Source organism: Streptomyces sp. NBC_01463, from assembly GCA_036227345.1.
Lineage (GTDB): Bacteria > Actinomycetota > Actinomycetes > Streptomycetales > Streptomycetaceae > Streptomyces.
In genome coordinates, this window is the sequence record CP109468.1 from 4,057,437 (window position 1) to 4,080,576 (window position 23,140).

15 protein-coding genes and 1 riboswitch are annotated in these 23,140 nt (G+C 70.8%); of the genes, 8 read left to right on the plus strand and 7 right to left on the minus strand.

Features of this window, described 5'->3' with window-relative positions; all coding sequences use genetic code 11:
* The first annotated feature begins 128 nt into the window (after positions 1-128).
* Positions 129-4,412: a S8 family serine peptidase gene (locus OG521_17930; protein ID WUW22571.1), complete on the plus strand. Its 4,284-nt coding sequence runs from the start codon at positions 129-131 to the stop codon at positions 4,410-4,412.
* A 152-nt stretch (positions 4,413-4,564) separates the two neighbouring features.
* Positions 4,565-8,263, plus strand: a complete 3,699-nt coding sequence (locus OG521_17935; GenBank protein ID WUW22572.1) for a S8 family serine peptidase — start codon at positions 4,565-4,567, stop codon at positions 8,261-8,263.
* Between the two features lie 38 nt (positions 8,264-8,301).
* On the opposite strand, the gene OG521_17940 is transcribed toward OG521_17935, so the two are convergent.
* A complete protein-coding gene (locus OG521_17940) occupies positions 8,302-9,249 on the minus strand; it encodes a helix-turn-helix transcriptional regulator (protein WUW22573.1) in 948 nt (315 codons plus the stop codon).
* A 146-nt stretch (positions 9,250-9,395) separates the two neighbouring features.
* Positions 9,396-11,087: a CocE/NonD family hydrolase gene (locus OG521_17945; protein WUW22574.1), complete on the minus strand. Its 1,692-nt coding sequence runs from the start codon at positions 11,085-11,087 to the stop codon at positions 9,396-9,398.
* A 105-nt stretch (positions 11,088-11,192) separates the two neighbouring features.
* Between OG521_17945 and OG521_17950 the strand changes: the two genes are divergently transcribed.
* Positions 11,193-11,909: a TetR/AcrR family transcriptional regulator gene (locus OG521_17950; GenBank protein WUW22575.1), complete on the plus strand. Its 717-nt coding sequence runs from the start codon at positions 11,193-11,195 to the stop codon at positions 11,907-11,909.
* Between the two features lie 108 nt (positions 11,910-12,017).
* On the opposite strand, the gene groL is transcribed toward OG521_17950, so the two are convergent.
* The 4 genes from groL to thrC all read right to left on the minus strand — a co-directional run bounded on the left by groL (position 12,018) and on the right by thrC (position 16,228).
* Positions 12,018-13,643, minus strand: coding sequence for a chaperonin GroEL (groL, locus tag OG521_17955; GenBank protein WUW22576.1), 1,626 nt, complete (start codon positions 13,641-13,643; stop codon positions 12,018-12,020).
* Between the two features lie 347 nt (positions 13,644-13,990).
* On the minus strand, positions 13,991-14,197 hold the full coding sequence (locus OG521_17960) for a cold-shock protein (protein WUW22577.1): 207 nt from the start codon (positions 14,195-14,197) through the stop codon (positions 13,991-13,993).
* 417 nt (positions 14,198-14,614) lie between these two features.
* A complete protein-coding gene (locus tag OG521_17965; GenBank protein WUW22578.1) occupies positions 14,615-14,893 on the minus strand; it encodes a MoaD/ThiS family protein in 279 nt (92 codons plus the stop codon).
* 39 nt (positions 14,894-14,932) lie between these two features.
* Positions 14,933-16,228, minus strand: coding sequence for a threonine synthase (gene thrC / locus OG521_17970; GenBank protein ID WUW22579.1), 1,296 nt, complete (start codon positions 16,226-16,228; stop codon positions 14,933-14,935).
* 17 nt (positions 16,229-16,245) lie between these two features.
* A riboswitch (SAM riboswitch) is annotated at positions 16,246-16,372 on the minus strand.
* Positions 16,373-16,525: 153 nt separating this feature from the next.
* Here thrC and OG521_17975 point away from each other — a divergent pair.
* Entirely contained in the window at positions 16,526-17,488 is a 963-nt protein-coding gene (locus OG521_17975; GenBank protein WUW22580.1) for a glucosyl-3-phosphoglycerate synthase, read from the plus strand.
* A 54-nt stretch (positions 17,489-17,542) separates the two neighbouring features.
* Positions 17,543-18,934: a trehalose-6-phosphate synthase gene (locus OG521_17980; protein WUW22581.1), complete on the plus strand. Its 1,392-nt coding sequence runs from the start codon at positions 17,543-17,545 to the stop codon at positions 18,932-18,934.
* Here the strand turns inward: OG521_17980 and otsB are convergent.
* Positions 18,911-19,768 (minus strand): trehalose-phosphatase, encoded by an 858-nt coding sequence (gene otsB / locus OG521_17985; GenBank protein ID WUW22582.1) that lies wholly within the window; start codon positions 19,766-19,768, stop codon positions 18,911-18,913. The two genes, OG521_17980 and otsB, sit on opposite strands and share 24 nt — an antisense overlap.
* A gap of 88 nt (positions 19,769-19,856) precedes the next feature.
* Between otsB and OG521_17990 the strand changes: the two genes are divergently transcribed.
* From OG521_17990 to OG521_18000, 3 genes are all read left to right on the plus strand, one after another.
* Positions 19,857-20,507 carry a hypothetical protein gene (locus tag OG521_17990; protein ID WUW22583.1) on the plus strand — a complete coding sequence of 217 codons (651 nt, stop codon included), beginning with the start codon at positions 19,857-19,859 and terminating at the stop codon, positions 20,505-20,507.
* Between the two features lie 35 nt (positions 20,508-20,542).
* The gene (locus tag OG521_17995; protein ID WUW22584.1) at positions 20,543-21,328 is read left to right on the plus strand and encodes a 4'-phosphopantetheinyl transferase superfamily protein; all 786 of its coding nucleotides are present in this window, start codon (positions 20,543-20,545) and stop codon (positions 21,326-21,328) included.
* A gap of 141 nt (positions 21,329-21,469) precedes the next feature.
* Positions 21,470-23,011: a tryptophan 7-halogenase gene (locus OG521_18000; GenBank protein ID WUW22585.1), complete on the plus strand. Its 1,542-nt coding sequence runs from the start codon at positions 21,470-21,472 to the stop codon at positions 23,009-23,011.
* Positions 23,012-23,140 lie beyond the last annotated feature (129 nt).

Below are 23,140 nucleotides of genomic sequence, written 5' to 3' on the forward strand. Positions count from 1 at the left end.
AACGCCCTGCCCCGTGCCATGGCGGCTCTACGACATGTCGAATTGTCGCCACCGCCTTCTGGTGCGCCGGGCCCGTCCGACTCTGTAGACCCGGGGAGCACACCCACCCCGGAAGGAGCAGGACAACCATGTCCCGCAGACCAACCCCCGCCAGACGACGGCTCACCGCCGCCTTCCTCGCAGCCGGGCTGTCCGGTCCCCTACTGGGACTGTCCGCCCTGCCCGCCCAGGCGGCTCCTGTGCCGCGCCCACTGGGCGCGGCCGTACCCGATGTGCCGAAGCAGGCCCTCAAGTCCGTTCGGGACAAGCTCGGTTCGCACGACCGAACCCTGCTCCAGAAGGCCGAGAGCAGGAAGGCCGCCACGGTCACCCTGCTGCTGGCGACCGATCGCGGTGACACGGCCGGCGTGCGCCGTCGCGTCACCCAGCTCGGCGGCACCGTCGGCGAGGTCACCGACAAGCTCGGGTACGTGCGCGCCACCGTGCCCACCGGCAAGGTCTCCGAGCTGGCCGCGCTGTCCTCGGTCCGCGCCGTCGACCTGAACGAGACGTTCAAGATCCCCGATCCGTCGCCGGTCACCGGTGAGGACCGGAAGCGGGACCACTCGTCCGGCACGGAGAGCGGCAGCACTCCCGCCGCACCCGGCAAGGGGACCCCCTCCGACAATCCGTATCTGCCCACCGGCGAGACGGGCGCCACGGACTTCACGTCCGCCCACCGCGACTGGGACGGGCGCGGCGTGACCATCGGCATCCTGGACACCGGCGTGGACGCCGCGCATCCGGCGCTGCGGAAGACCACGACCGGCGAGCCGAAGATCAAGAACTGGGTCACGGCGACCGATCCGCTCACCGACGGCGACCCGACGTGGCTCCAGATGAGCCGCACGGTCACCGCCACCGGCGGCACGTTCCGTTTCAGCGGCGTGGATTACAAGGCGCCGGACGGCACGTACGAGTTCCAGACCTTCGCCGAGAGCACGACGTACGGCGGCGAGCTGGGCGGCGACGTGAACCGCGACGGCGACTACAAGGACACCTTCGCCGTCCTCTACCGGCCCGCCGACCACCGCGTGTGGGTCGACGCGGATATCGACCACACCTTCGGTGACGGCGATGTCGTCGAACCGTACGCGAAGAGCGGGAAGTTCGCCTCGTTCGGCACGGACGACCCGAGTACCCCCGTCACCGAGTCGATGCCGTTCACCGTCGAGTACCGCGACGACGTGGACCTGTCGCCGCTGGGCGGCACCAACGCCGGCAAGACCGCCGACTACGTGAACATCGGCATCGTCTCGGGCGCGCACGCCACACACGTCGCCGGGATCAGCGCGGGCAACAGCCTGTTCGGCGGGAAGATGAACGGCGCCGCGCCCGGTGCGAAGATCGTCTCCGAGCGGGTGTGCCTGTTCGCTTCCGGCTGCACGTCGTACGCGCTCGCCGAGGGCATGATCGACGCGGTCGTGAACCAGCACGTCGACGTCGTCAACCTGTCGATCGGCGGACTGCCCGCCCTCAACGACGGCGACAACGTGCGGGCCGTGCTCTACAACCGGCTCATCGACGACTACGGCGTCCAGATCGTGTCGTCGGCCGGCAACGACGGGCCCGGCATGAACACCGTCGCCGACCCCGCCGTCTCCGACAAGGTGCTCGCGGTCGGCGCGTCCGTCAGCAAGGAGACCTGGTGGGCCGATTACGGCTCCCGGGTGCGCGCCTCCCAGTCCCTGTTCCCGTTCTCCGCACGAGGGCCGCGCGAGGACGGCGGCATGAAGCCGGAGATCGTCGCCCCGGGCGCCGCCGTGTCGTCCATACCCACCTGGATGCCCGGCGAGAGCGTGCCCGACGCCGGCTATGAACTGCCCGCCGGATACGGCATGTTCAACGGCACGTCGATGGCGTCCCCGCAGGTCGCGGGCGATGTCGCGCTGCTCCTGTCGGCTGCGCGGCGCTCCGGTACGAAGGTGACGCCGACCGCGCTGCGCTCCGCACTGACGAGCTCGGCGACCTTCCTCGCCGACCAGCCCGCATACGCGCAGGGCGCGGGACTCATCAACGTCCCGAAGGCGTGGAAGCTGCTCGCCAAGGGCGCCGAGCCGACGTCGTACACCGTCGACGCCCCCGTGTGCGGGGCGCTCGCCGGAATGCTCGCCACCCCGAAGTCCGGCACCGGCGTGTACAACCGGTGCTCCCCCGGAGACGGCGGCCAGACCACCGGCCGCACCAAGGAGTACGACGTCCGGCTGACCCGCACCGGGTCCGGCAGCGGTGTCGCACTGCTGTCGTGGCTGGGCAATGACGGGACGTTCAGCGCCCCGCCCGTCGTGCTGCTCGGCAAGGGCAGGGCGACCACCGTCACCGTCCGCGCGCGGACCGGCTCCACCGGTGCGCACTCGGCGCTGCTGCGCGTCGACGACCCGGCGACCCCCGGTGTCGACAAGCTCGTCCCGGTCACCGTCGTGGCCGCCGCCGACCCGGCGAAGTCCTCGTACACGATCAGCGCCAAGGGTTCGGTGGACCGCAACCAGACGCGTTCGGTGTTCGTGTCCGTGGCCGAGGGCGCCTCGGCGCTGAAGGTGGACCTGAGCGGGATCGCGGGCGACAGCCAGACCCGGTTCCTCGCCATCGACCCGCAGGGCATGCCCGTGGACGCCACCGCGGTCAGCCTCTGCTACACGCACTTCTCGGACGCCGGGACCTGCGACCCTGCCTCGCGCACCTACGAGCAGCCGATGCCCGGCATCTGGGAGTTCGAGGTGGAGGCGCGGCGCACGTCGCCCGTCATGGAGAACCCGTACCGGCTGAGCGCGGCCGTTCAGGGTGCCGCGTTCGACCCGGCGTCGTCCGTCGTCGCCGAGGCCGCCCTGCACGCCCCCACCGAGCAGGCCTTCACCGCCGTCAACCGGTTCGCGCCGGTGACCGCGCACGCGACCGGCGGCACGCTCGGCGCCCTGTCGCAGGCCCGGCCCACCGTCGCCTCCCAGGCGATGACCGGCAAGCAGATCACGGTGCCGCGCGACGCGACCCGCCTGGAGGTCGTGCTCGGCAACGCCTCCGACGAGGACGCCGACCTCGACCTGTACCTGATCGCCCAGTCCGGGGCCCTGGTCGCCTCGTCCACCCATGGCGGCTCGCGTGAGTCGCTGACCATAGAGAACCCGAAGCCCGGCTTCTACTTCCTGTACATCGCGGGCACCGACGTGCCCTCCGGTTCCACCGCGTTCGACATCCAGGACACGATGTTCTCGAAGTCGCTGGGCGCGGTGACGGTGGACGACGAGAAGCCGGTGAAGCTGGCCACCGGGCAGTCCATGAAGATCGCCGGGCGCCTCGTCGCGGAAGCCGTGCCGCCGGCCGGCCGCCGTCTGGTCGGCCGGTTCTCGATGGCGAACGACGCGGGTACGCCCCTGGGCAGCGCGGACGTGCTGCTCGGCAACGTCACCGTGCCGTCCCTCGACGTCACCGGGTCCTTCGGCCCGGCCAGCGGCTTCGGCTTCAACGACCAGGGGCAGGTGGCCGGTTCGGCGCAGGTCTCCTCGGTCACCCGGCCGGTCCGCTGGGACGCCGAGCACGGCGTCACGCTGCTCGACAACACCGGGGTGCGCAACGGCAGCGCCCTGGGCCTGAGCCAGTCCGGTGCGTACACCACGGGTCAGGTGACGCTGACGGGCGGCGGCACCCGCGGCGCCGTGTGGGACGCGGACGGCAAGCTCACCACGCTGCCGCTGCCCGACTGGGAGGCGTACAGCTTCGACCGCGGCTTCGCGGTCGACAACGCCGGAAACGTCGTCGGTAACGCCACCGGGTACATCGACAACCCCGCGACCAGCGGCAAGCTCCAAGTCAACGACCCGTTCATCTGGTCCGCGAAGGACGGGTTCCGCAAGCTGAGCCACCTGACCGACCAGCGCACCCTGACCGAGCCGCTCGCGCTCAACGAGTCGGGCGTCATCGTCGGCCACTCGTACAAGGCGGGCGTCCGCCACGCGGTGAAGTGGAACATGGACGGTTCGGTCACCGACCTGGGCACGCTGCCCGGTATGGCCGACAGCACCGCCAGGGGCGTCAACGCCTCCGGCGTGATCGTCGGCAAGAGCGGCGACGACGCGTTCGTCCTGAAGCCGGGCGGCACCATGACCCGGCTGCCCGACCTGGGCTTCGACGCCCAGGCGCTGGCCGTGAACGACGCCGGCTGGATCGTCGGCACCGCCGAGTCCGAGCCCGACATCGAGACGGCGGTGCTGTGGGACCCGCAGGGCCGGATGTACGACATCGGCTCCATGGTGGACCGCAAGCACTGGGTGCCCCTGGAGGGCCTCGGCATCAACAACCGGGGTGAGGTGGCGTTCTACGCCACCGACGTGACGGCCCAGGGATCGACGAAGATCGTCATCGCCAAGCTGCCGTCCTGACCGTGTCCTTCCCGGCTGCCCGCTCGCGGGCAGCCGGGAAGGCACCTGCGCTCACCCGGCCGGGAGAACCTCGGTGTCTGGTCTTCGCCATGGCGGGAACTCGACACCTTCCGCCGGTGCGCAAGGTGTTCCGGACCGGATAAACCGTTCCCATGCGATCCATACCCAGACGCCGCTACCTCCCCGCCGCCACCGCGCTCACCATGGCTCTCATCGGTTGGGGATCGGTCACAGCCCCGGCGGCCGACGCCGATCCGGCCGCCGGGACGGGGGCCGGTGCACCGGCCGGCAAGTCCTACGAGATCACCCTCGTCACCGGTGATCTGGTGCACTACACCGACCTGCCCGGCAACCACGACGTGGTGACCGTGGACCCGGCCGAGGACGGCTCCGCAGGCGTCGAGGTGCAGACCCGCGGCGACGACACGTACGTCATCCCGCGCCAGGCCATGTCGCTGCTCGCCGCCGGAAGGCTCGACGAGCGGCTGTTCAACGTCACCGGACTGGTGGCGATGGGCTATGACGACGCACACACGGACACCGTCCCGGTGATCGCGACCGCCCCGGCCGCCGCCCGCTCGGCGAGGACCGGGGCCGCGGCCCCGGCCACGCCCAAGGGCGCCGAGTCGGTCCGTACGCTCTCCTCGATCCACGCGAACGCGCTGCGCGCCGACAAGGGGCGGGCCACGTCGTTCTGGAAGGGCATCGCGCCCGGCTCCGACCCGAAGTCCCTGTCGGGCGGCATCGGCAAGCTGTGGCTCGACGGCAAGGTCGAGGCCTCGCTCGCCACCGAGACCGCGCAGATCAAGGCCACGGACGCCTGGCAGCAGGGCCTGGACGGCACGGGCGTCAAGGTCGCCGTGCTCGACACCGGCGCCGACCTCGACCACCCGGACCTCGTCGGGCAGGTCGACGCCACCGCGAGCTTCGTGCCCGGCCAGAGCGTCGACGACGGCAACGGACACGGCACGCACACCGCCTCCACCATCGCCGGCACCGGAGCCGCCTCCGGCGCCAAGGAGAAGGGCGCGGCCCCGGGGGCCCGCCTCCTGGTCGGCAAGGTGCTCGGCGACGAGGGCACCGGCGAGGAGTCGTACTCGATCGCGGGCATGGAGTGGGCCAAGGCGCAGGGCGCGGACATCGTGTCGATGAGCCTCGGCACCCCCGACGGGTCCGACGGCACGGACCCGACGTCGCAGGCCGTGAACGAGCTCTCCGCGGACGGCGGTCCGCTGTTCGTCATCGCGGCGGGCAACGCCTACGACCCGGGCACCATCGGCTCCCCGGGCGCCGCCGCCTCCGCGCTGACGGTGGCCGCGGTCGACAGGAACGACGACCGTGCCGTGTTCTCCAGCCAGGGCCCGCTGATCCGCACGCACAGCCTCAAGCCGGACGTCTCCGCGCCCGGCACGGACGTGACCGCCGCCGCCTCGCAGTCGGTGCCGGGCTGGACGGGCGGCCTGTACCGGACGATGAGCGGTACGTCGATGGCTACGCCGCTCGTCGCGGGATCGGCCGCGATCCTCAAGCAGCGGCACCCCGACTGGAGCGGCGAGCGCATCAAGAACGCGCTGATGTCGACGTCGGACAGGACCGCCGAGACACCGTACGCGGCGGGCACCGGCCGGGTGAACGTGGCCTCGGCCATCAGCTCCACCATCGAGGCGACGGGCTCCGTCGAGGCCGCCGCCTACGACTGGCCGAACGCCGACGCGAAGACGGCGACCCGCACGGTCACCTACCGCAATGACGGCGACGAGGACGTCACGCTGGCCCTCGCCCTCGACACCGACGCCGACGCGTACACGCTGTCGCAGTCCTCGGTGACGGTCCCCGCGCACGGCACCACCGAGGTGACCCTGACCCTCGACCCGTCGAAGGTCCCCGCGGGCACCACGTTCTCCGGCCATGTCGTCGCCACGGACACCGCGACCGGCCGCGCGGTCGCGCACACCGGCTTCGCCCTCTTCAAGGAGGCGGAGATGTACGACTACACCATCAAGCTGACGGGCCGGGACGGGAAACCGCAGTCCGGCAACGTCACGCTGCACACGGCGGACTCCGCCGACGCCGCGCTCATCGCCGTCGACGGTACGAAGACGCTGCGTCTGCCGCCCGGCCGCTACACCACCACGTCTTACGCCGAGGTGCCCGGCGACACCGCCGACTCGCTCGGCCAGGCGCTGCTGATCTCGGACGAGGCCACGCTCGGCGACGGCCACGCGTCCGGCACGGCCGACCTGGACGCGACGAAGGTGCGCAAGGCGTACGCGGTCCCGGAGCGCGAGAGCGAGGAGACGCAGGCCGTCTTCAACCTCCAGCGCACCTACGACGCCGGCGCGGGCGTCAACTGGTCCACCTCCTGGATACTCGCCGCCAAGTACGACTCGCTGTACCTGGCGCCGACGAAGAAGGTGTCGGACGGTTCGATGCGCGCGTTCCTGCACTGGCGGCTGCGGCAGAAGGCGCTCGACGCCGAGACCGGCAGCGGGCGGGACATCGAGCTGACGCCGCAGCCGAACACCGCCTACCACGACGGCTCGTCGAGCCTGCGCACCGTGTACGCGGGCCGGGGCGCGGCGGCCGACTACACCGGCCATGACGTGCGCGGCAAGGCCGTGATCGTCGACCGCACCGACGACGTGACCCCGGCCGCACGTGCCCAGGCCGCGGCCGACGCGGGCGCGACGCTGCTCGTCGTCGTCAACGACACCCCGGGGCGGCTGTACCAGAGCTACGGCGGCGGCGACGGGCTCACCGTCGCCTCCGTGCGGCAGGGCGACGGCGCACGCCTGGTCTCGGAGGCGAAGTCGGGGAAGGGCCGGCTGCGGGTGAAGCAGCAGCAGTACCCGGACTACAGCTACGACCTGGTGCAGCAGTTCAAGGACGTCATCCCGGACAAGTCCCTGGCGTACAAGCCGGACGACCACGATCTGGCCCGCGTGAACAACAGCGTGTACGCGGCGCCGGGCACCCTCGGCTACGGCGGGCGCTACTTCATCCCGGCGTGGGGCCCGGGGCTGGGCGGTGACGCCTACGAGAAGTGGTCGCGGACGACGACGGAGTACGTCACCGGCGGCACCACCGCCGTCGGGTCCTGGTACGAGCAGCACACCGGACTCGGAGCGGCGGACGGCTACTTCGAGCGCGGTTCGACGGACTCGTACGCCGGTGGCCGCCGCTATGACGGCGGCTGGTTCAAGCCGGTCCAGGCCGCGCGCCTTGGCGACACGTACGTCCCGTACCAGACGAGCAGCAACGCCCTGAACTGGAACGTCGCGATGTGGTCCGGCGGTGACGACGGCCATGTCGGGGCCGGCGGCGGCACCAAGCAGACCACGCTCTACCGCGGCGGCACCCAGCTGGCCACGGCCAAGGCCCAGTCGGGCCGTGCCTCCAACATGACGGCGGGCTCGTACAAGCTCGTCGCGACCGGGCAGCGCGCCACCGCCGCCTGGCCCGGCACCACGAGCACGAGCACGACGTGGGGCTTCGACTACAAGCCGCTGCCGACGGGTACGGCCCGTGCCGATGTGCCGATGCTGAACCTCGACTACGACGTCGCCACGGACCTGCAGGGCACGGCCAGGGCGGGCAAGCGCCTCACCCTGGGCCTGCGTTCGGCGACGTACGACGGGGCGACCGCTGCCACGTCGGCCACCCTTCAGGTCTCGTACGACGACGGGGTGACCTGGCGGGACGCCAGGCTCAAGCGGGCCGGTGACGGCCGCTGGACGACGGTCCTGGACACACCGCGCGCCGCGAAGTCGGTGTCGCTGCGGGCCGCGGCCGGGGCACCGGGCGGGCTGACGATCGGCCAGGACGTGATCCGGGCCATCACCCTGAAGTAGACAGGGCCGCGATCAGGGTGGGTGTGGCCGGAGGGGGGTCACACCCACCCGTGCTGTCCCGCGTACCAGCCCAGCTGGAGCCGCGAGGTCGCACCGGCGTGGGACATCATCAGCTGGATGCGGCGCTGCACGGTCCGGGCCGAGAGACCCACCTGCGTGGCAACGGCGGTGTCGGTGAGCCCGGCGAGCAGCAGTCGCAGGATGTGCACGTCGACCGGGTCGATGCCGACGCCCGCCGCCTCCTGGTAGGGGCTGGCGCGCTCCCACACCTGCTCGAACAGTTCCCGGGCCATGTGGGCGAGGCCGCCGCGCAGCACGACCGCCGGGTCGACGTCGGCGTCCCGGCCGTGCAGCGGCAGCATCGCCACGGATTCGTCGCAGAGGATCAGCTTGTACGGCACTTCGGTGACGGTCCGCACCCGGACCCCGTCGGCCAGGGACTGCGCGACGTTCTCCGCGGCGCCCGGTTCGCGCAGGAAGCCCTGGTCGATGACGGCACGCACCCGCACGTCGCGGGCCATGGCCGTCACCTCCTCGCTGTCCGCCGGGGTGACCGCCTGGGGCCTGCCCGCCGAGAAGATGTCGATGGTGCGGCGTGCGGACAGCTGCAACTGCCGGTAGCGGGTGCCGATGGCCTCGCTGCCCTCGACGATCTCCACGAGTTCGCGCTGGGCACGGTCCGCGGTCGCCATGCGGTACGTCTCCGCGAGCCGCGCCACCGTCACCTCGGCACGCTGCAGCCGCTCGCGGTGCGCTGCGAGCTCGGCGCCCAGCGCGACGGCCGGGGGCGCCGCGGAATACCGGTGGCCGTCGGCGGCGCGGACGACGAGGCCACGGGCCACCAGGGAGCGCAGTGCGGCGGTCGCCCTTTCGGCGGGCAGACCAGCCGCGTCGCCGATCGCTTCCGCACGGACCGACGGCCGGGCGATGAGCATCCGGTAGACGGTCGCTTCGTCCGGCACGAGGCCGAGCTCGTCGAGTTCCATGCCCCCGCCCTCCGCTGTCCGGTGGCCATCGGGCACCGAGTGCATGGTAAGCCCGGGCGTGCCGGCCACGCGGTGCTGATCATCGCGGGATCAGCCCTCGACAGCACCGGGCAGGGGCCCGCGTGCACGGTGATCCGTACCGGTACTCAGCCGGTGGCGGGACCGTCCGTGGGCAGCGTCAGCTCCGAGTCCGCGTGCAGGGTGACCCGCACCGGCACGAACTCCGTCGCCTCCACCCGGGATTCGCCCGTGCCGGGGTTGCGCGCATAGCGCGGGTGCGCGCCCGCGCTGATCTGCCAGCGGATGCGGTGTCCCGCGGCGAAGCGGTACGCGGTGACGCTCATCGGGACGGTGACACGGGCCGGTTCCTCACCCGACGTACGCAGTTGGGCGAGCCCGTCGCAGACGTTGGTGGAGCGGCCCGTCGCGTCCACGTCGCACAGCCGGGTGAAGACGTCCGCGTGCCCGGTGTCCGTGGCGGCGCTGATCCGTGCGGAGACCGCGCCCAGGACCGTGACGGGTTCGGTCAGGACCGGGCCGGTGAAGGTGAGGACGTCGTCGCGGGACTCCAGCGTGGCGTTGTCCCGGGGGCCCGCCGTGGCGGAGAGCAGCGGGCCTCCGAGGGAGGGGGTGGGGGCGTTGGGGTCGTGGCGGAAGGACGTCAGCGGGGCGGGGCCGGTGGGCGGCTGCCGGGTGAGGTGGCCGTCGGCGGTGGGGAACCAGGAGGTGGTGGCCGGGGTGGGCGGCCAGGCGTCGAGGTCCTGCCATCCCGCGTCCGCGCCGCCCGTGTGGACGCGTACGGGGGTGGGGCGCAGCTGGGAGGGGTCGTCGCACAGGTGGGCGCGGAGCCAGGCCAGCGACTCGGCGAACACCTCGGGCCAGCCCTTCTGAAGGGCGGAGGTGTGGGTCCAGGGGCCGACGAGCAGGGCGGCCTCGCCGCCGGCCGCGCGCAGCCGGGCGTACTGGGCGAAGGTCTGGTCGGCGAGGGCGTCGTGCCAGCCGGTGACCAGGGCGGTGGGGATGCCCGGCCGCTCGGCCGCCGCGCCCGCCGATGCCCCCTGCCAGTACGGGTCGTCGGCGTCGGGGTGGGTCACCACGTCGTCCAGCCAGGGCACTTCCTGCCCGAGCGCGGCCGGGTAGGCGCCGCGGAGCGGGCGGGCGGCGGCGAGGGTCTTCAGCTGGTTCCTCAGGCGCAGGGTCGCCTTGATGAACGGCCTCATGCCGCGGTGCTGGTAGGTCATGCCGGTGCCGACGAGGAGCGAGTTCTCCAGGTGGAGCACGCCGTCGGTGTGGAAGAGGGCGTACGGGTCGTGCAGGCCTACCTGGACGACCATGGCCCTGAGCTCCGGCGGCGGGTCCAGGGCGAGTGCCCATTGGACGTAGCCGAGGTAGCTGGGGCCGACGGTGCCCAGGGTGCCGTTGAACCAGGGCTGTTCGCGCAGCCAGTCCACCGTGGCGAGGCCGTCGGCGGCCTCGTTGCGCCAGAGGTCGAAGGTGCCGCCGGAGCCGCCGGTGCCGCGGCAGCTCTGGAGGACGACGTGGAAGCCCTGTTCGGCGAAGAGCATCCCGTACTGCGGGGACCACGGCACGCCCCGCCCGTAGGGCGAGCGCACGAGGAGGGTGGGGAAGTCGCCCTCGTCACGGGGGAAGTAGTGGTCCGTGATCAGGGGGCTGCCGTCGGCGGCGGGGACCGTGAGGCCCGGCTCCAGGCCGACCCGGTGGCGCTTGGCGGGGAGATTGCGCCAGGTGGCGCGCATCATGCGGGCGGACAGCGGCGGCTTCGCGGCCGACGGGGTCAGGGCGGGCCTCGGCAGGGCGTCGTGCGCGGGTGATGTCATCGTTCGCCTCCGTCACTCAACTCATTCTCGTACTGTGTACGAGAATAGACGATGCTTGGATGAGCGGGACAGGAGAGGTGCACTGAGGAAGGGAACAGCAGGATCGTGAGCCGTGCCGACGGGTCCGGCGCCGGTGGCGTCGACCCCCGCGAACTCTGGCTGGCCCCGGACCGGCCCCGCCGGGGGCGCCCGCCCGCCTTCAGCCGGGAGGCGATCACGGTGGCGGCCGTGGCCCTGGCCGACACCGAGGGGATCGACGCGGTCACCATGCGGCGGGTCGCGGCGGAGGTGGGCGCCGGCGTCATGTCGCTCTACAGCTACGCCCCCGACAAGGGGACGCTGCTGGACCTGATGATCGACCACGTCAACGGCGAACTGCCGGCGTCCGGTCCGCTCACCGGCGACTGGCGCACCGACCTCAAGACCATCGGGCACCTCCAGCGCGACCACATGCTCCGCCACCCCTGGCTGGCCACCGCCGTGCCCGCCCGCCGCACGCTCGGCCCCCGCACCCTGGCGTTCCTGGAACACGCCCTGGCCGCCCTGCGGCCCAGCGGCCTGGACGGCGGCGCCCGCCTTGAGGTCTTCGCCCAGCTCACCGCGTTCGTGGCCGGGCACGTGGCCCACGAGGTGGCGCTGGCCGAGGCGGCCCAGTCACCGGACCGGGCCGCGGCCGAGGTGCTCTACCTCACCGCCGTCGCGGCTGACGGCCACCACCCGGAACTGGCGGCGGCCCTCGCGTCGGCCGCACGCCCGGTCACTCCGGACGCCACGTTCGCCCGCTTCCTGAACCGGCTGGTCGACGGGCTGGACACGGACTGACCGTGCGTACGGGCCGGGCCCGTACGCACGAAGACACCGGCCCCCGGGGACGAATCCCCGGGGGCCGGTGTCTTGTACCGCTGTGCAGGAACTACCGATCCGTCAGGATCAGAAGTCCATGTCACCGCCGGGCATGCCGCCCGGAGCGCCGCCGGCAGCGGCCTTCTCCGGCTTGTCGGCGATGACTGCCTCGGTGGTGAGGAAGAGCGCGGCGATGGACGCGGCGTTCTGCAGGGCGGAGCGCGTGACCTTCGCCGGGTCGAGAATGCCCTCGGCGATCATGTCGACGTACTCGCCGGTCGCGGCGTTGAGGCCGTGACCGATCGGCAGGTTGCGCACCTTCTCGACGACGACGCCACCCTCGAGACCACCGTTGACGGCGATCTGCTTGAGCGGGGCCTCCAGCGCCAGCTTGACGGCGTTGGCGCCGGTCGCCTCGTCACCCGAGAGCTCCAGCTTCTCGAAGACGGCCGAGGCCTGGAGCAGAGCCACGCCACCACCGGCGACGATGCCCTCCTCGACGGCGGCCTTGGCGTTGCGCACCGCGTCCTCGATGCGGTGCTTGCGCTCCTTGAGCTCGACCTCGGTCGCGGCACCGGCCTTGATGACGGCCACGCCGCCGGCCAGCTTCGCGAGGCGCTCCTGGAGCTTCTCGCGGTCGTAGTCCGAGTCGGAGTTCTCGATCTCGGCACGGATCTGGTTGACGCGACCCTGGACCTGGTCGCTGTCACCGGCGCCGTCGACGATCGTCGTCTCGTCCTTGGTGATGACGACCTTGCGGGCGCGGCCGAGCAGGTCGAGACCGGCGTTCTCCAGCTTGAGGCCGACCTCCTCGGAGATGACGGTGCCACCGGTGAGGATGGCGATGTCGCCGAGCATGGCCTTGCGGCGGTCACCGAAGCCCGGAGCCTTGACGGCGACGGACTTGAAGGTGCCACGGATCTTGTTGACGACCAGGGTCGACAGGGCCTCGCCCTCGACGTCCTCGGCGATGATCAGCAGCGGCTTGCCGGACTGCATGACCTTCTCCAGCAGCGGAAGGAGGTCCTTCACGTTGCTGATCTTCGAGTTCACGATCAGGATGTACGGGTCGTCCAGGGACGACTCCATGCGCTCCATGTCCGTGGCGAAGTACGCCGAGATGTAGCCCTTGTCGAAGCGCATACCCTCGGTGAGCTCGAGCTCCAGACCGAAGGTCTGGGACTCCTCGACGGTGATGACGCCTTCCTTGCCGACCTTGTCCATGGCCTCGGCGATGAGCTCGCCGATCTGGGTGTCAGCGGCGGAGATGGAGGCGGTCGAAGCGATCTGCTCCTTGGTCTCCACGTCCTTGGCCTGCTCCAGGAGGGCGGCGGAGACGGCCTCGACGGCCTTCTCGATGCCCCGCTTGAGAGCCATCGGGTTGGCACCCGCGGCCACGTTGCGCAGGCCCTCGCGGACGAGCGCCTGGGCGAGAACGGTGGCGGTGGTCGTACCGTCGCCGGCGACGTCGTCCGTCTTCTTGGCGACCTCCTTGACCAGCTCCGCACCGATCTTCTCGTACGGGTCCTCCAGCTCGATCTCCTTGGCGATGGAAACACCATCGTTGGTGATCGTGGGGGCGCCCCACTTCTTCTCAAGGACGACGTTGCGACCCTTGGGGCCAAGGGTGACCTTGACGGCGTCGGCGAGCTGGTTCATGCCGCGCTCGAGACCGCGCCGGGCCTCCTCGTCGAACGCGATGATCTTGGCCATATGAAGTGGTCCTCCCGGACAGGGGTGGATTCTCCGGACCGAGTGGCGCCCGCGACGGACGGCCTGCCTGTCCGCCGGTTCCTTGCCCCGGCGGACCTGCGGGCCTCACCGGCCCGGTCCAAGTTTCTGTCACTCTCACCCGGAGAGTGCTAAGCCCAATGATTAGCACTCGACCCCCTTGAGTGCAAGCGTCCCCCTCGGGATGTGGACAGCGGAGAGGGGCGAAGCGCGGCGGAGAGAGACGGAGAAGGCGGCACAGGACGCACGGAGGGCCCGTACCCCAGGGGTACGGGCCCTCCGTGCGTGAGTAGTGTCGTTGGCCGACTGTGTCGCGGCCGGCGCCGGGCTCAGCCGACGGCGAGCTTGACCATGTCCGCCTGCGGCCCCTTCTGGCCCTGCGAGATCTCGAATTCAACTCGCTGACCCTCTTCGAGGGTGCGGTATCCGTCCATCTGGATCGCGCTGTAGTGGACGAAAACATCCGCACCACCGTCGACCGCGATGAAGCCGTACCCCTTCTCCGCGTTGAACCACTTGACGGTGCCCTGAGCCATGCCTAACTCCCCTATTACTGGCCCTTGCACAGGACCGCACTTCGCGGGCCCGGGTCAGAACTCACCCTCCGACAGGAGAGGGTGCGTGCGCCGGAACGCGTCGACCGCGGCCGAATGTATCTGCCCAACTGCCCTCTGCAACAGGTCAATCGGACGAGAATTCTGGGCAGCATCGATCGCCCGAATATGAGGAACTCATGAGATTCCAGGGCAAGTCGGGCCAGGCAAAGGCGACTTATGGCACAAGGAGTTCAGGCACTTTGGCTGCTTCTTGTCGTGGCCAGGCGCATTCTCATATGCGGGCGGCACGGGCAGCGGAGGGGACTTCCCACACTCTACCGCGCTCAACCATGCAGAATTGCCCCCTCCGCTTCTGTCGCAGAGGGGGCAATTCCGGTGACGGGGTGGAGCGGTGGCTCAGCAGCCGCCGGCGACGGCCGGGATGATCGAGATGCCGGCGCCGTCCGGGGTGACCGCGTCCAGGCCGCCCTCGAAGCGCACGTCGTCGTCGTTGACGTACACGTTCACGAAGCGGCGCAGCTTGCCCTGGTCGTCCAGGACGCGGGCGGCGATGCCCGGGTGGTCCTTCTCCAGGGACTCGATGACCTGGGAGAGGGTCGCGCCCTCGGCCGGGACCTCGGCCTGGCCGCCGGTGTAGGTGCGGAGGATGGTGGGGATACGGACCTTGACGCTCATGGTGTGCCCTTCCTGAAGTCTCGGGTGGTCAGAAGCTTCTCAGCTGGTGGCGGCGAGGCCCGCGTCGCGGAAGGCGTCCAGGCTCGGGCGGATCGTGGCGCTCACCTGTGAGGTGGCGGCCACCGCGTCCAGCGTCTTCAGGCCGTCGCCGGTGTTCAGGACGACGGTGGTGAGCGTCGGGTCCAGCAGACCGGCCTCGATGAGCTTCTTCGTCACGCCGACCGTCACGCCGCCCGCCGTCTCGGCGAAGATGCCCTCGGTGCGGGCCAGCAGCTTGATCGCGTCGACGACCTGCTCGTCGTTGACGTCCTCGACGGCACCGCCGGTGCGGCGGGCGATGTCCAGGACGTACGGGCCGTCGGCCGGGTTGCCGATGGCGAGGGACTTGGCGATCGTGTTCGGCTTCTGCGGCCGCACGACGTCGTGACCGGCCTTGAAGGCGGCGGAGACCGGGGAGCAGCCCTCGGCCTGGGCGCCGAAGATCTTGTACGGCTTGTCCTCGACGAGGCCGAGCTTGATCAGCTCCTGAAGGCCCTTGTCGATCTTCGTGAGCTGCGAGCCGGACGCGATCGGGATGACGATCTGGTCGGGCAGCCGCCAGCCGAGCTGCTCGCAGATCTCGTACGCCAGGGTCTTGGAACCCTCGCCGTAGTACGGGCGCAGGTTGACGTTGACGAAGCCCCAGCCCTCGCCGAGCGGGTCGCCGATGAGCTCGGAGCAGAAGCGGTTGACGTCGTCGTAGTTGCCCTCGATGCCGACCAGCTCACCGCCGTACACCGCGGCCATGACGACCTTGCCCTGCTCCAGGTCGTGCGGGATGAACACGCAGGACCGCAGGCCGGCGCGGGCGGCGGCGGCGCCCACGGCGCCGGCCAGGTTGCCGGTGGAGGAGCAGGAGAGGGTGGTGAATCCGAAGGCGCGGGCGGCCTCGACGGCGATCGCGACGACACGGTCCTTGAAGGAGTGCGTCGGGTTGCCGGAGTCGTCCTTGACGTACAGGCCGCCGGTGACGCCCAGCTCACGGGCGAGGTTGTCGGCCTTGACCAGCTTGGTGAAGCCGGGGTTGATGTTGGGCTTGTCCGCGACATCGGCGGGGACCGGCAGCAGCGGCGCGTAGCGCCAGATGTTGTTGGGTCCGGCCTCGATGCGCTTCTTCAGCTCGTCCGGGGAGCCGCTCGGCAGGTCGTACGCCACTTCGAGCGGCCCGAAACAGGACGCGCAGGCGAAAAGGGGGCCGAGGGGGAATCGCTCTCCGCATTCGCGGCAGGAAAGCGCCGCGGCGGGACCGAGGTCCACGGAAGATTCGGTGTGTGCTGCAACAGTCTCAACAGCCATGATGGCGAGGCCCTTTCTCCTCATCTTCCTCGTGACGCATTTCGCCACGAGACGGAATTGGCACCTTCCCTACCGAACCTCGCGGTCGGCAGGAGGGTTGCCGGGACTTCAACGGGCCGTTCCCTCAGTCCCTCTGGATGAGCGCTGTGGCACTGGACCATGGATCCAGGCGTTTATCGGCGGACGGACCCCGGCATGCGACGGCCATCTGCGTTGTTCAAGACTGTAACCGAAGCACCGGACTGTTGAGATAGTCGTCCGTACCGCGAGATGGATCACATACAGGGAGTATCGACCGTGCTGGAAGAGGTCGAACGCTGGCTGACCAGGCGTTCCTGGTCGGCCGCCGACCGTCCGCTGGACCGTCTTCTGGCCGCCAGGGACAGCCTCCGGAACGCCGGGTCGCGCGCCGGGAGCGTCAGCGTCGTGCTGCCCGCGCTGAACGAGGCGGAGACGGTCGGCGACATCGTCGCGACCATCCGGCGCGAGCTCATGGAGAAGACCCGGCTGGTCGACGAGCTGGTGGTGATCGACTCCGGCTCGACGGACGCGACCGCCGAGGTCGCCCGCCGGGCGGGGGCCCGGGTCATCCACCGGGACGCGATCCTGCCGCGGATGCCCGCCGTCCCCGGCAAGGGCGAGGTGCTGTGGCGGTCACTCCTGGTGACCGGTGGCGACATCGTGTGCTTCATCGACGCGGACCTGAAGGACTTCTCGGCGGACTTCGTGTCCGGCATCGTCGGCCCGCTGCTGACCGACCCGTCGGTGCAGTTCGTCAAGGCGATGTACGACCGTCCCTTCGGCGACACCACGGGGCAGGGCGGCCGGGTCACCGAGATGGTGGCGCGCCCGCTGCTCAATCTGCACTGGCCGCAGCTGGCCGGCTTCGTCCAGCCGCTGGGCGGGGAGTACGCGGTGCGCAGGTCCCTGCTGGAGCGGCTGCCGTTCCCGGTCGGTTACGGGGTGGAGCTGGGGCTGCTCGTCGACTCCCTGCACACCGTGGGCCTGGACGCGCTCGCCCAGGTCGACGTCGGTGTCCGCAGGCACCGCCACCAGGACGGCCAGGCGCTCGGCCGGATGGCGGCCGCCATCTACCGCACCGCCCAGCTGCGCCTCTCCCGGGGCCACCTGGTGCGCCCGGCGCTGACCCAGTTCGAGCGCGGCGAGCACGGCTTCGTCCCGCACACGTATCCCGTGGACACCGAGGAGCGGCCGCCGATGCGGGAGATCGAGGAGTACGTTTCGCGCCGCGCGGCATGACGTGGCCGGACTTCGCACGTTTGGGCGGTTGGTGATCGGGCTAGATTCCGCAACATGGTCTCCGAGCACGTCCCTCAGCCCGCTGCCCAGGTCCTCGTCGCGTCCAACCGCGGCCCGGTCTCGTACACCCTGCGCGAGGACGGCTCGCTCGACGCCAAACGGGGCGGTGGCGGGCTCGTCTCCGGCCTGAGCGCCGTGGACGACAAGACGTGGGTGTGCGCGGCCCTCGGGGACGGTGACCGGGAGGCGGTGCGGCGCGGTGTCGCCGAGCCGGGCGTCCGGATGCTCGACATCGACGCGGACGTGCACGCCGACGCGTACAACGGCATCGCCAACTCGGTGCTCTGGTTCGTCCACCACCTGCTCTACCAGACCCCCGTCGAGCCCGTCTTCGACGCGGAGTTCCGCCGCCAGTGGGCGTCCTTCGAGACGTACAACCGGGCCTTCGCCGAGGCGCTCGCCGAGGAGGCGGGCGAGGGTGCGGCGGTCCTGGTGCAGGACTACCACCTGGCGCTGGTGCCCGGCATGCTCCGCGAGCTCCGCCCCGACCTGCGGATCGGCCACTTCTCGCACACCCCGTGGGCGCCCGTCGACTACTTCCGGATGCTGCCCGACGACATCGCCGCCCAGCTGCTGCACGGCATCCTCGGCGCGGACCGGGCCGCGTTCCTCACCCGGCGCTGGGCGGACGCCTTCATCGGCTGCTGCACGGAGATCCTCGGCGGCACCGGCCACACCCGGATCGGGGTGCACGGGCTCGGCGCCGACGCGGACTTCCTGCGCCGCCGCGCCCACGAGGCGGACGTCGACGAGCGGATGGCGGCGCTGCGGGAGCAGGTGGGCCCGGACCGGAAGACGATCGTGCGGGTGGACCGCACGGAACTGTCGAAGAACATCGTCCGCGGTCTGCACGCCTACCGCGCCCTGCTGGACGGGCGGCCCGAATGGCGCGGGCGCGTCGTCCACATCGCGTTCGCCTACCCCTCGCGGCAGGACCTGGCGGTCTACCGGGAGTACACCGCCGAGGTGCAGCGCGTCGCCGAAACCATCAACGAGGCCTACGGGACGGCGGACTGGACGCCGGTCGTCCTGCACGTCAAAGACGACTTCGCCCGCTCGCTGGCCGCGTACCGGCTGGCGGACGTCGCGCTCGTCAACCCGATCCGGGACGGGATGAACCTGGTCGCCAAGGAGGTCCCGGTCGTCTCCGACCACGGCTGCGCGCTGGTGCTGTCGCGGGAGGCGGGGGCGTACGAGGAGCTGGGGACCGACGCGATCACGGTGAACCCGTACGACGTGTCCGCCACCGCCGACGCGCTGCACGAGGCGCTGACGATGGCGGACGACGAGCGGGCGGCCCGCACCAAGCGGCTGGCCGCGGCGGGCACGGCGCTGCCGCCGCAGCAGTGGTTCCTGGACCAGCTAGAGGCGCTGCGCCAGGGCTGACAGGAACTCCACGACCGCGCCCGGCCCCGGCACCGACAGGTCGGCGCGCTCGGCCAGTTCGGGCACTTCCGCGCTGCCGCTGCAGATCAGCAGCCCGGGGGTGCCGTCGGGGCCCTCGGTGCGGAGCTTCTCCACGGCGGCGAACGCGGCAAGGTCGCCGAGGTCGTCGCCCGCGTAGAGCACGGACTCGGCGCCGGTCTCGCGCACGTACTGGGTGAGCGCCACGCCCTTGTCCATGCCGGACGGGCGCAGCTCCAGGACCAGGCGGCCCGGTTCGACGATCAGTCCGTGCCGGGCGGCGAGCTCGCCGAGGGGGCCGCGCAGGGCCTCGAAGGCGGCCTGCGGATCGGCGGCGCGGCGGGTGTGGACGGCGAGCGCCTGCCCCTTCTCCTCTATCCAGGTGCCGTGCCAGGAGTCGAACCTGTCCAGTACGCCGGGGAGTTCGGCGCGCACGGCGGCAACGCCGGGGTGCGGGGCGGGGGCGTGGACGGTGCCGGAGACGGCGTCCCAGCGCTCGGCGCCGTAGTGGCCGAGGACGACGAGGTGATCCAGTCCGGCGACCCCGGCGAAGCCGCCGTAGCGCACCGCGACGCCGGCCGGGCGGCCGGTGATCACGGCGATCGAGGCGACCCTGGGGGCGAGTGCGGCCAGTGCCTCGACGGCGCCGGGGTGGGCGCGGGCCTGTTCGGGGTCCGGGACGATGTCGGCGAGCGTTCCGTCGAAGTCGAGTGCGATGACTGCGCGGTCGGGGCGGGCGAGGAGGGCGGCGAGGCCCTCCCGGCCGGCGGGGGTGGTCGGGGCCGGCAGGGGTGGGGTGTGCGGATGACTGCCCATGGGGCGAGCCTAAGGGCTCGCCCACCCCCGTCGGTGTGAAGCCGGTGTGATGCCGAGTCGATACGGCTCCTGGCTAGCGTCCCCGCAGATGAACAACAGGGAGGCACGCATGTCCGGCGACCGGATGTCCCAGGCCTGGGACTGGCTGAGCACGTACCCGATCCATCCGCATCCCGAACTCGGGCGGGACGGAGTCGTCTGCCCCTACATGGTCAAGGCGATCCGCCGGCGCTACGTCACCATGGCCGAGTTCGACGCGTCCGAGGGTGACCAGGCGTTGATGGCGCTGGCCCGGAAGCTGCGGGCGGGTGTTCTGGAGCGGGCCGAGGAGCTGGGCTCCGACCGGCTCTACCTCGTGGGCATGGCGGTGCCGTACGGGCTGCCCGACACCGAGCTCAAGGCCATGGTCGGGCGCGTGCACGCGGCCCTCAAGCCGGAGTTCGTCGAGCTGGGGCTGATGATCGGTGACTTCTGGCCCGAGCACGAGACGATCGGTCTGCACAACGACGACTTCCGGCCGTTCACCAGTCCGATTCCGCTGCTGGGTATGCGGCACATCACCCCCGCAGATCTTCCGTTCTTCGTGAAGCACGAACCCGTTCCGGCCGAGCGGCTGCGGCTCCTCAGTAATTTCCGGAGGCTTTTCGACGGAAAGCTGAACGCCTATTGGTCGGACCGTCTGGACGAGGCAGAGAGCGCCGCCGGACAGGAACTCGCGCGTTCGCGCGTAGCAGCCTGAAACAGGGTCGGCCGGAAAGGCAGGTGCAACAGGTAATGGACCGGGATATCGAGTGCCACGTCTGGTTGCAGCGGCCTCTGACCCGCCCCGCGTCCTGGTTCGGCCTGCTGGAGGCGGCGGAACTCGCCCGCTGTTCCTCGTACGTGCACGAGCTCGATCTGGCCCGCTTCGTCACCGGGCGGGTGCTGGCCAGGACCGCGCTCGGCGCGCTGCTGGGCGCGGAGCCCGGATCGGTGCGGCTGCACACGCGGTGCGCGGAGTGCGGCGGGGCCCACGGCAAGCCGCAGCCGGTCGGTGCGGCCGCCGGCTGGGAGCTTTCGATCTCCCACTCGGGCGAGGTGGTGGCCGTCGCCGTGGTCCGCGGCCATGCCGTCGGCGTGGACGTCGAGGAGTTTCCCGGGCCGGTGGACCCGGGCGGGCCACCGGGGTCGGCCGGCGGGCAAGGCACGGGCGGACTCCCTGGGGTGCCCGCGGAATTCGAGCTCGTGCTGGCCGACGACGAGCGCGCCGCCGTGGCGGAGCTGCCGCCCCAGGACCGGGCGCGTGCCTGCCTCACGTACTGGACCCGCAAGGAAGCGGTGCTGAAGGCCACCGGCGAGGGGCTGTACTCGGCGATGACCGATCTCAGCGTCTCGGCACCGCACGAGCCTGCCGCGCTGCTGCGCCGCCACGGACCGGGCGGCGGCACGCGGTCGCTGCCGGCGCTCGCCGATCTCCCCATGGGCGAGGCGTACCACGGCTCGGTGGCCGTCCTGGGCGCCGGCTCCGTCACCATCCGGATGCACAGCGGTGCGGAAATGCTCACCGAACGGTTCCGGTAAATCCCATCGATAACAGAAGGAAAACGCGCCCGGATACCTTCGGCACATGGATCATCAGCCGGCGGTACCGCCCGGCCAACGGGCTCGGTCCAGCTCTCTTCTCACCCATTTCTTTCGGTTCCGGAAACAAGGAGACGCTCAGTGATCAAGTCAGTCGTCATCGTCGGCGGAGGCACCGCGGGATGGATGAGCGCCACATACCTCAAGGCGGCATTCGGTGACCGCATCGCCGTCACCGTCGTCGAGTCCGATCGCGTATCGAGCATCGGTGTCGGAGAGGCCACGTTCAGCACGGTCCGGCACTTCTTCGACTACCTCGGTCTCGACGAGACCGAATGGCTTCCCCACGTCGCCGGCTCGTACAAGATGGGTATCCGGTTCGAGAACTGGCGCAGGGCGGGCGAGCACTTCTACCACCCGTTCGAGCGGCTGCGCACCTCCGACGGGTTCTCCCTCGCCGACTGGTGGCTCAAGGAGGGCGACCGGAGCAAGCCCTTCGACCACGGCGTCTACCTCACCCCGCATCTGTGCGAGGCGCAGCGCTCGCCCCGGATGCTCGACGGGTCGCTGTTCGCCGGCGGGCTGGACGATTCGCTGGGCCGCTCGACGCTGCAGGAGCAGCGGACCCAGTTCCCCTACGCGTACCACTTCGACGCCGGGCTGCTGGCGAAGTTCCTCACCACGTACGGCACCGACCGGGGTGTGCGCCACGTCGTGGACGACGTCGTCGACGTGGCCCGCGACGAGCGCGGCTGGATCAGCCATGTCACCACGCGTGAGCAGGGTGACCTGGCCGGCGATCTGTTCATCGACTGCACGGGCTTCCGCGGACTGCTGATCAACAAGACGCTGGAGGAGAAGTTCCTCTCCTTCGAGGACATGCTGCCGAACAACCGGGCCGTCGCCCTGCGTGTCCCCAAGCCGAACCAGGCCACCGAGGGCATGAATCCGTACACGACGGCGACCGCGATGGACGCGGGCTGGATCTGGACGATTCCGCTGTTCGGCCGGAACGGCCACGGCTATGTGTACTCCGACCAGTTCTGCTCCCCCGAGGAGGCCGAGCGCACCCTGCGGGAGTTCGCCGCCCCCGGCCAGGAGGATCTGGAGGCGAACCACATCCGGATGCGCATCGGCCGCAATGAGCGTTCCTGGGTCAACAACTGTGTCGCCATCGGTCTGTCCAGCGCGTTCGTCGAACCGCTGGAGTCGACCGGCATCTTCTTCATCCAGCACGGCATCGAGCAGCTGGTGAAGAACTTCCCGGACGAGAACTGGGATCCCCAGCTGCGCAACGACTACAACGGCCGGGTCGCCGAGGTCCTCGACGGGGTCAAGGAGCTGCTGGTTCTCCACTACGTGGCGGCGGCCCGCGAGGACACTCCGTACTGGAAGGAGGCCAAGGTCCGCGCCCTGCCGGACGGTCTCGCCGAACGGCTCGAACTGGCCGCTTCGCACCTGCTGGACGACCGGAGCATCTACCAGCCCTACCACGGCTTCGAGCAGTACTCCTGGATCACCATGCTGATGGGCCTCGGGCACGAGCCCGCCGGGCCGCGGCCCGCGCTCTCGCACATCGACCCGAGGGCCGCACGCGCCGAACTGGCCGCGGTGCAGAGCGACGCGAAGCGCCTGGTCGACGCACTTCCCAGCTGCTACGAGTACCTCGCCTCGATCCACTGAGCGCGGGCGTACCTTCCTGCCGCCGGTGCCCGCACATCCCCCGTCGTGCGGGTACCGGCGCCCCTGCCGGTGAACTTCCGTATACGCGCCTGGAGGCGAGTGAGAATGCCAGCCCAGCCCGCATCACGG

Coding starts and splice junctions, on each gene's coding strand:
- OG521_17930 (WUW22571.1), top strand. CDS start 129: ATGTCCCGCAGACCAACCCCCGCCAGACGACGGCTCACCGCCGCCTTC.
- OG521_17935 (WUW22572.1), top strand. CDS start 4,565: ATGCGATCCATACCCAGACGCCGCTACCTCCCCGCCGCCACCGCGCTC.
- OG521_17940 (WUW22573.1), bottom strand. CDS start 9,249: ATGGAACTCGACGAGCTCGGCCTCGTGCCGGACGAAGCGACCGTCTAC.
- OG521_17945 (WUW22574.1), bottom strand. CDS start 11,087: ATGACATCACCCGCGCACGACGCCCTGCCGAGGCCCGCCCTGACCCCG.
- groL (WUW22576.1), bottom strand. CDS start 13,643: ATGGCCAAGATCATCGCGTTCGACGAGGAGGCCCGGCGCGGTCTCGAG.
- OG521_17960 (WUW22577.1), bottom strand. CDS start 14,197: ATGGCTCAGGGCACCGTCAAGTGGTTCAACGCGGAGAAGGGGTACGGC.
- OG521_17965 (WUW22578.1), bottom strand. CDS start 14,893: ATGAGCGTCAAGGTCCGTATCCCCACCATCCTCCGCACCTACACCGGC.
- thrC (WUW22579.1), bottom strand. CDS start 16,228: ATGGCTGTTGAGACTGTTGCAGCACACACCGAATCTTCCGTGGACCTC.
- OG521_17980 (WUW22581.1), top strand. CDS start 17,543: ATGGTCTCCGAGCACGTCCCTCAGCCCGCTGCCCAGGTCCTCGTCGCG.
- otsB (WUW22582.1), bottom strand. CDS start 19,768: ATGGGCAGTCATCCGCACACCCCACCCCTGCCGGCCCCGACCACCCCC.
- OG521_17990 (WUW22583.1), top strand. CDS start 19,857: ATGAACAACAGGGAGGCACGCATGTCCGGCGACCGGATGTCCCAGGCC.
- OG521_17995 (WUW22584.1), top strand. CDS start 20,543: ATGGACCGGGATATCGAGTGCCACGTCTGGTTGCAGCGGCCTCTGACC.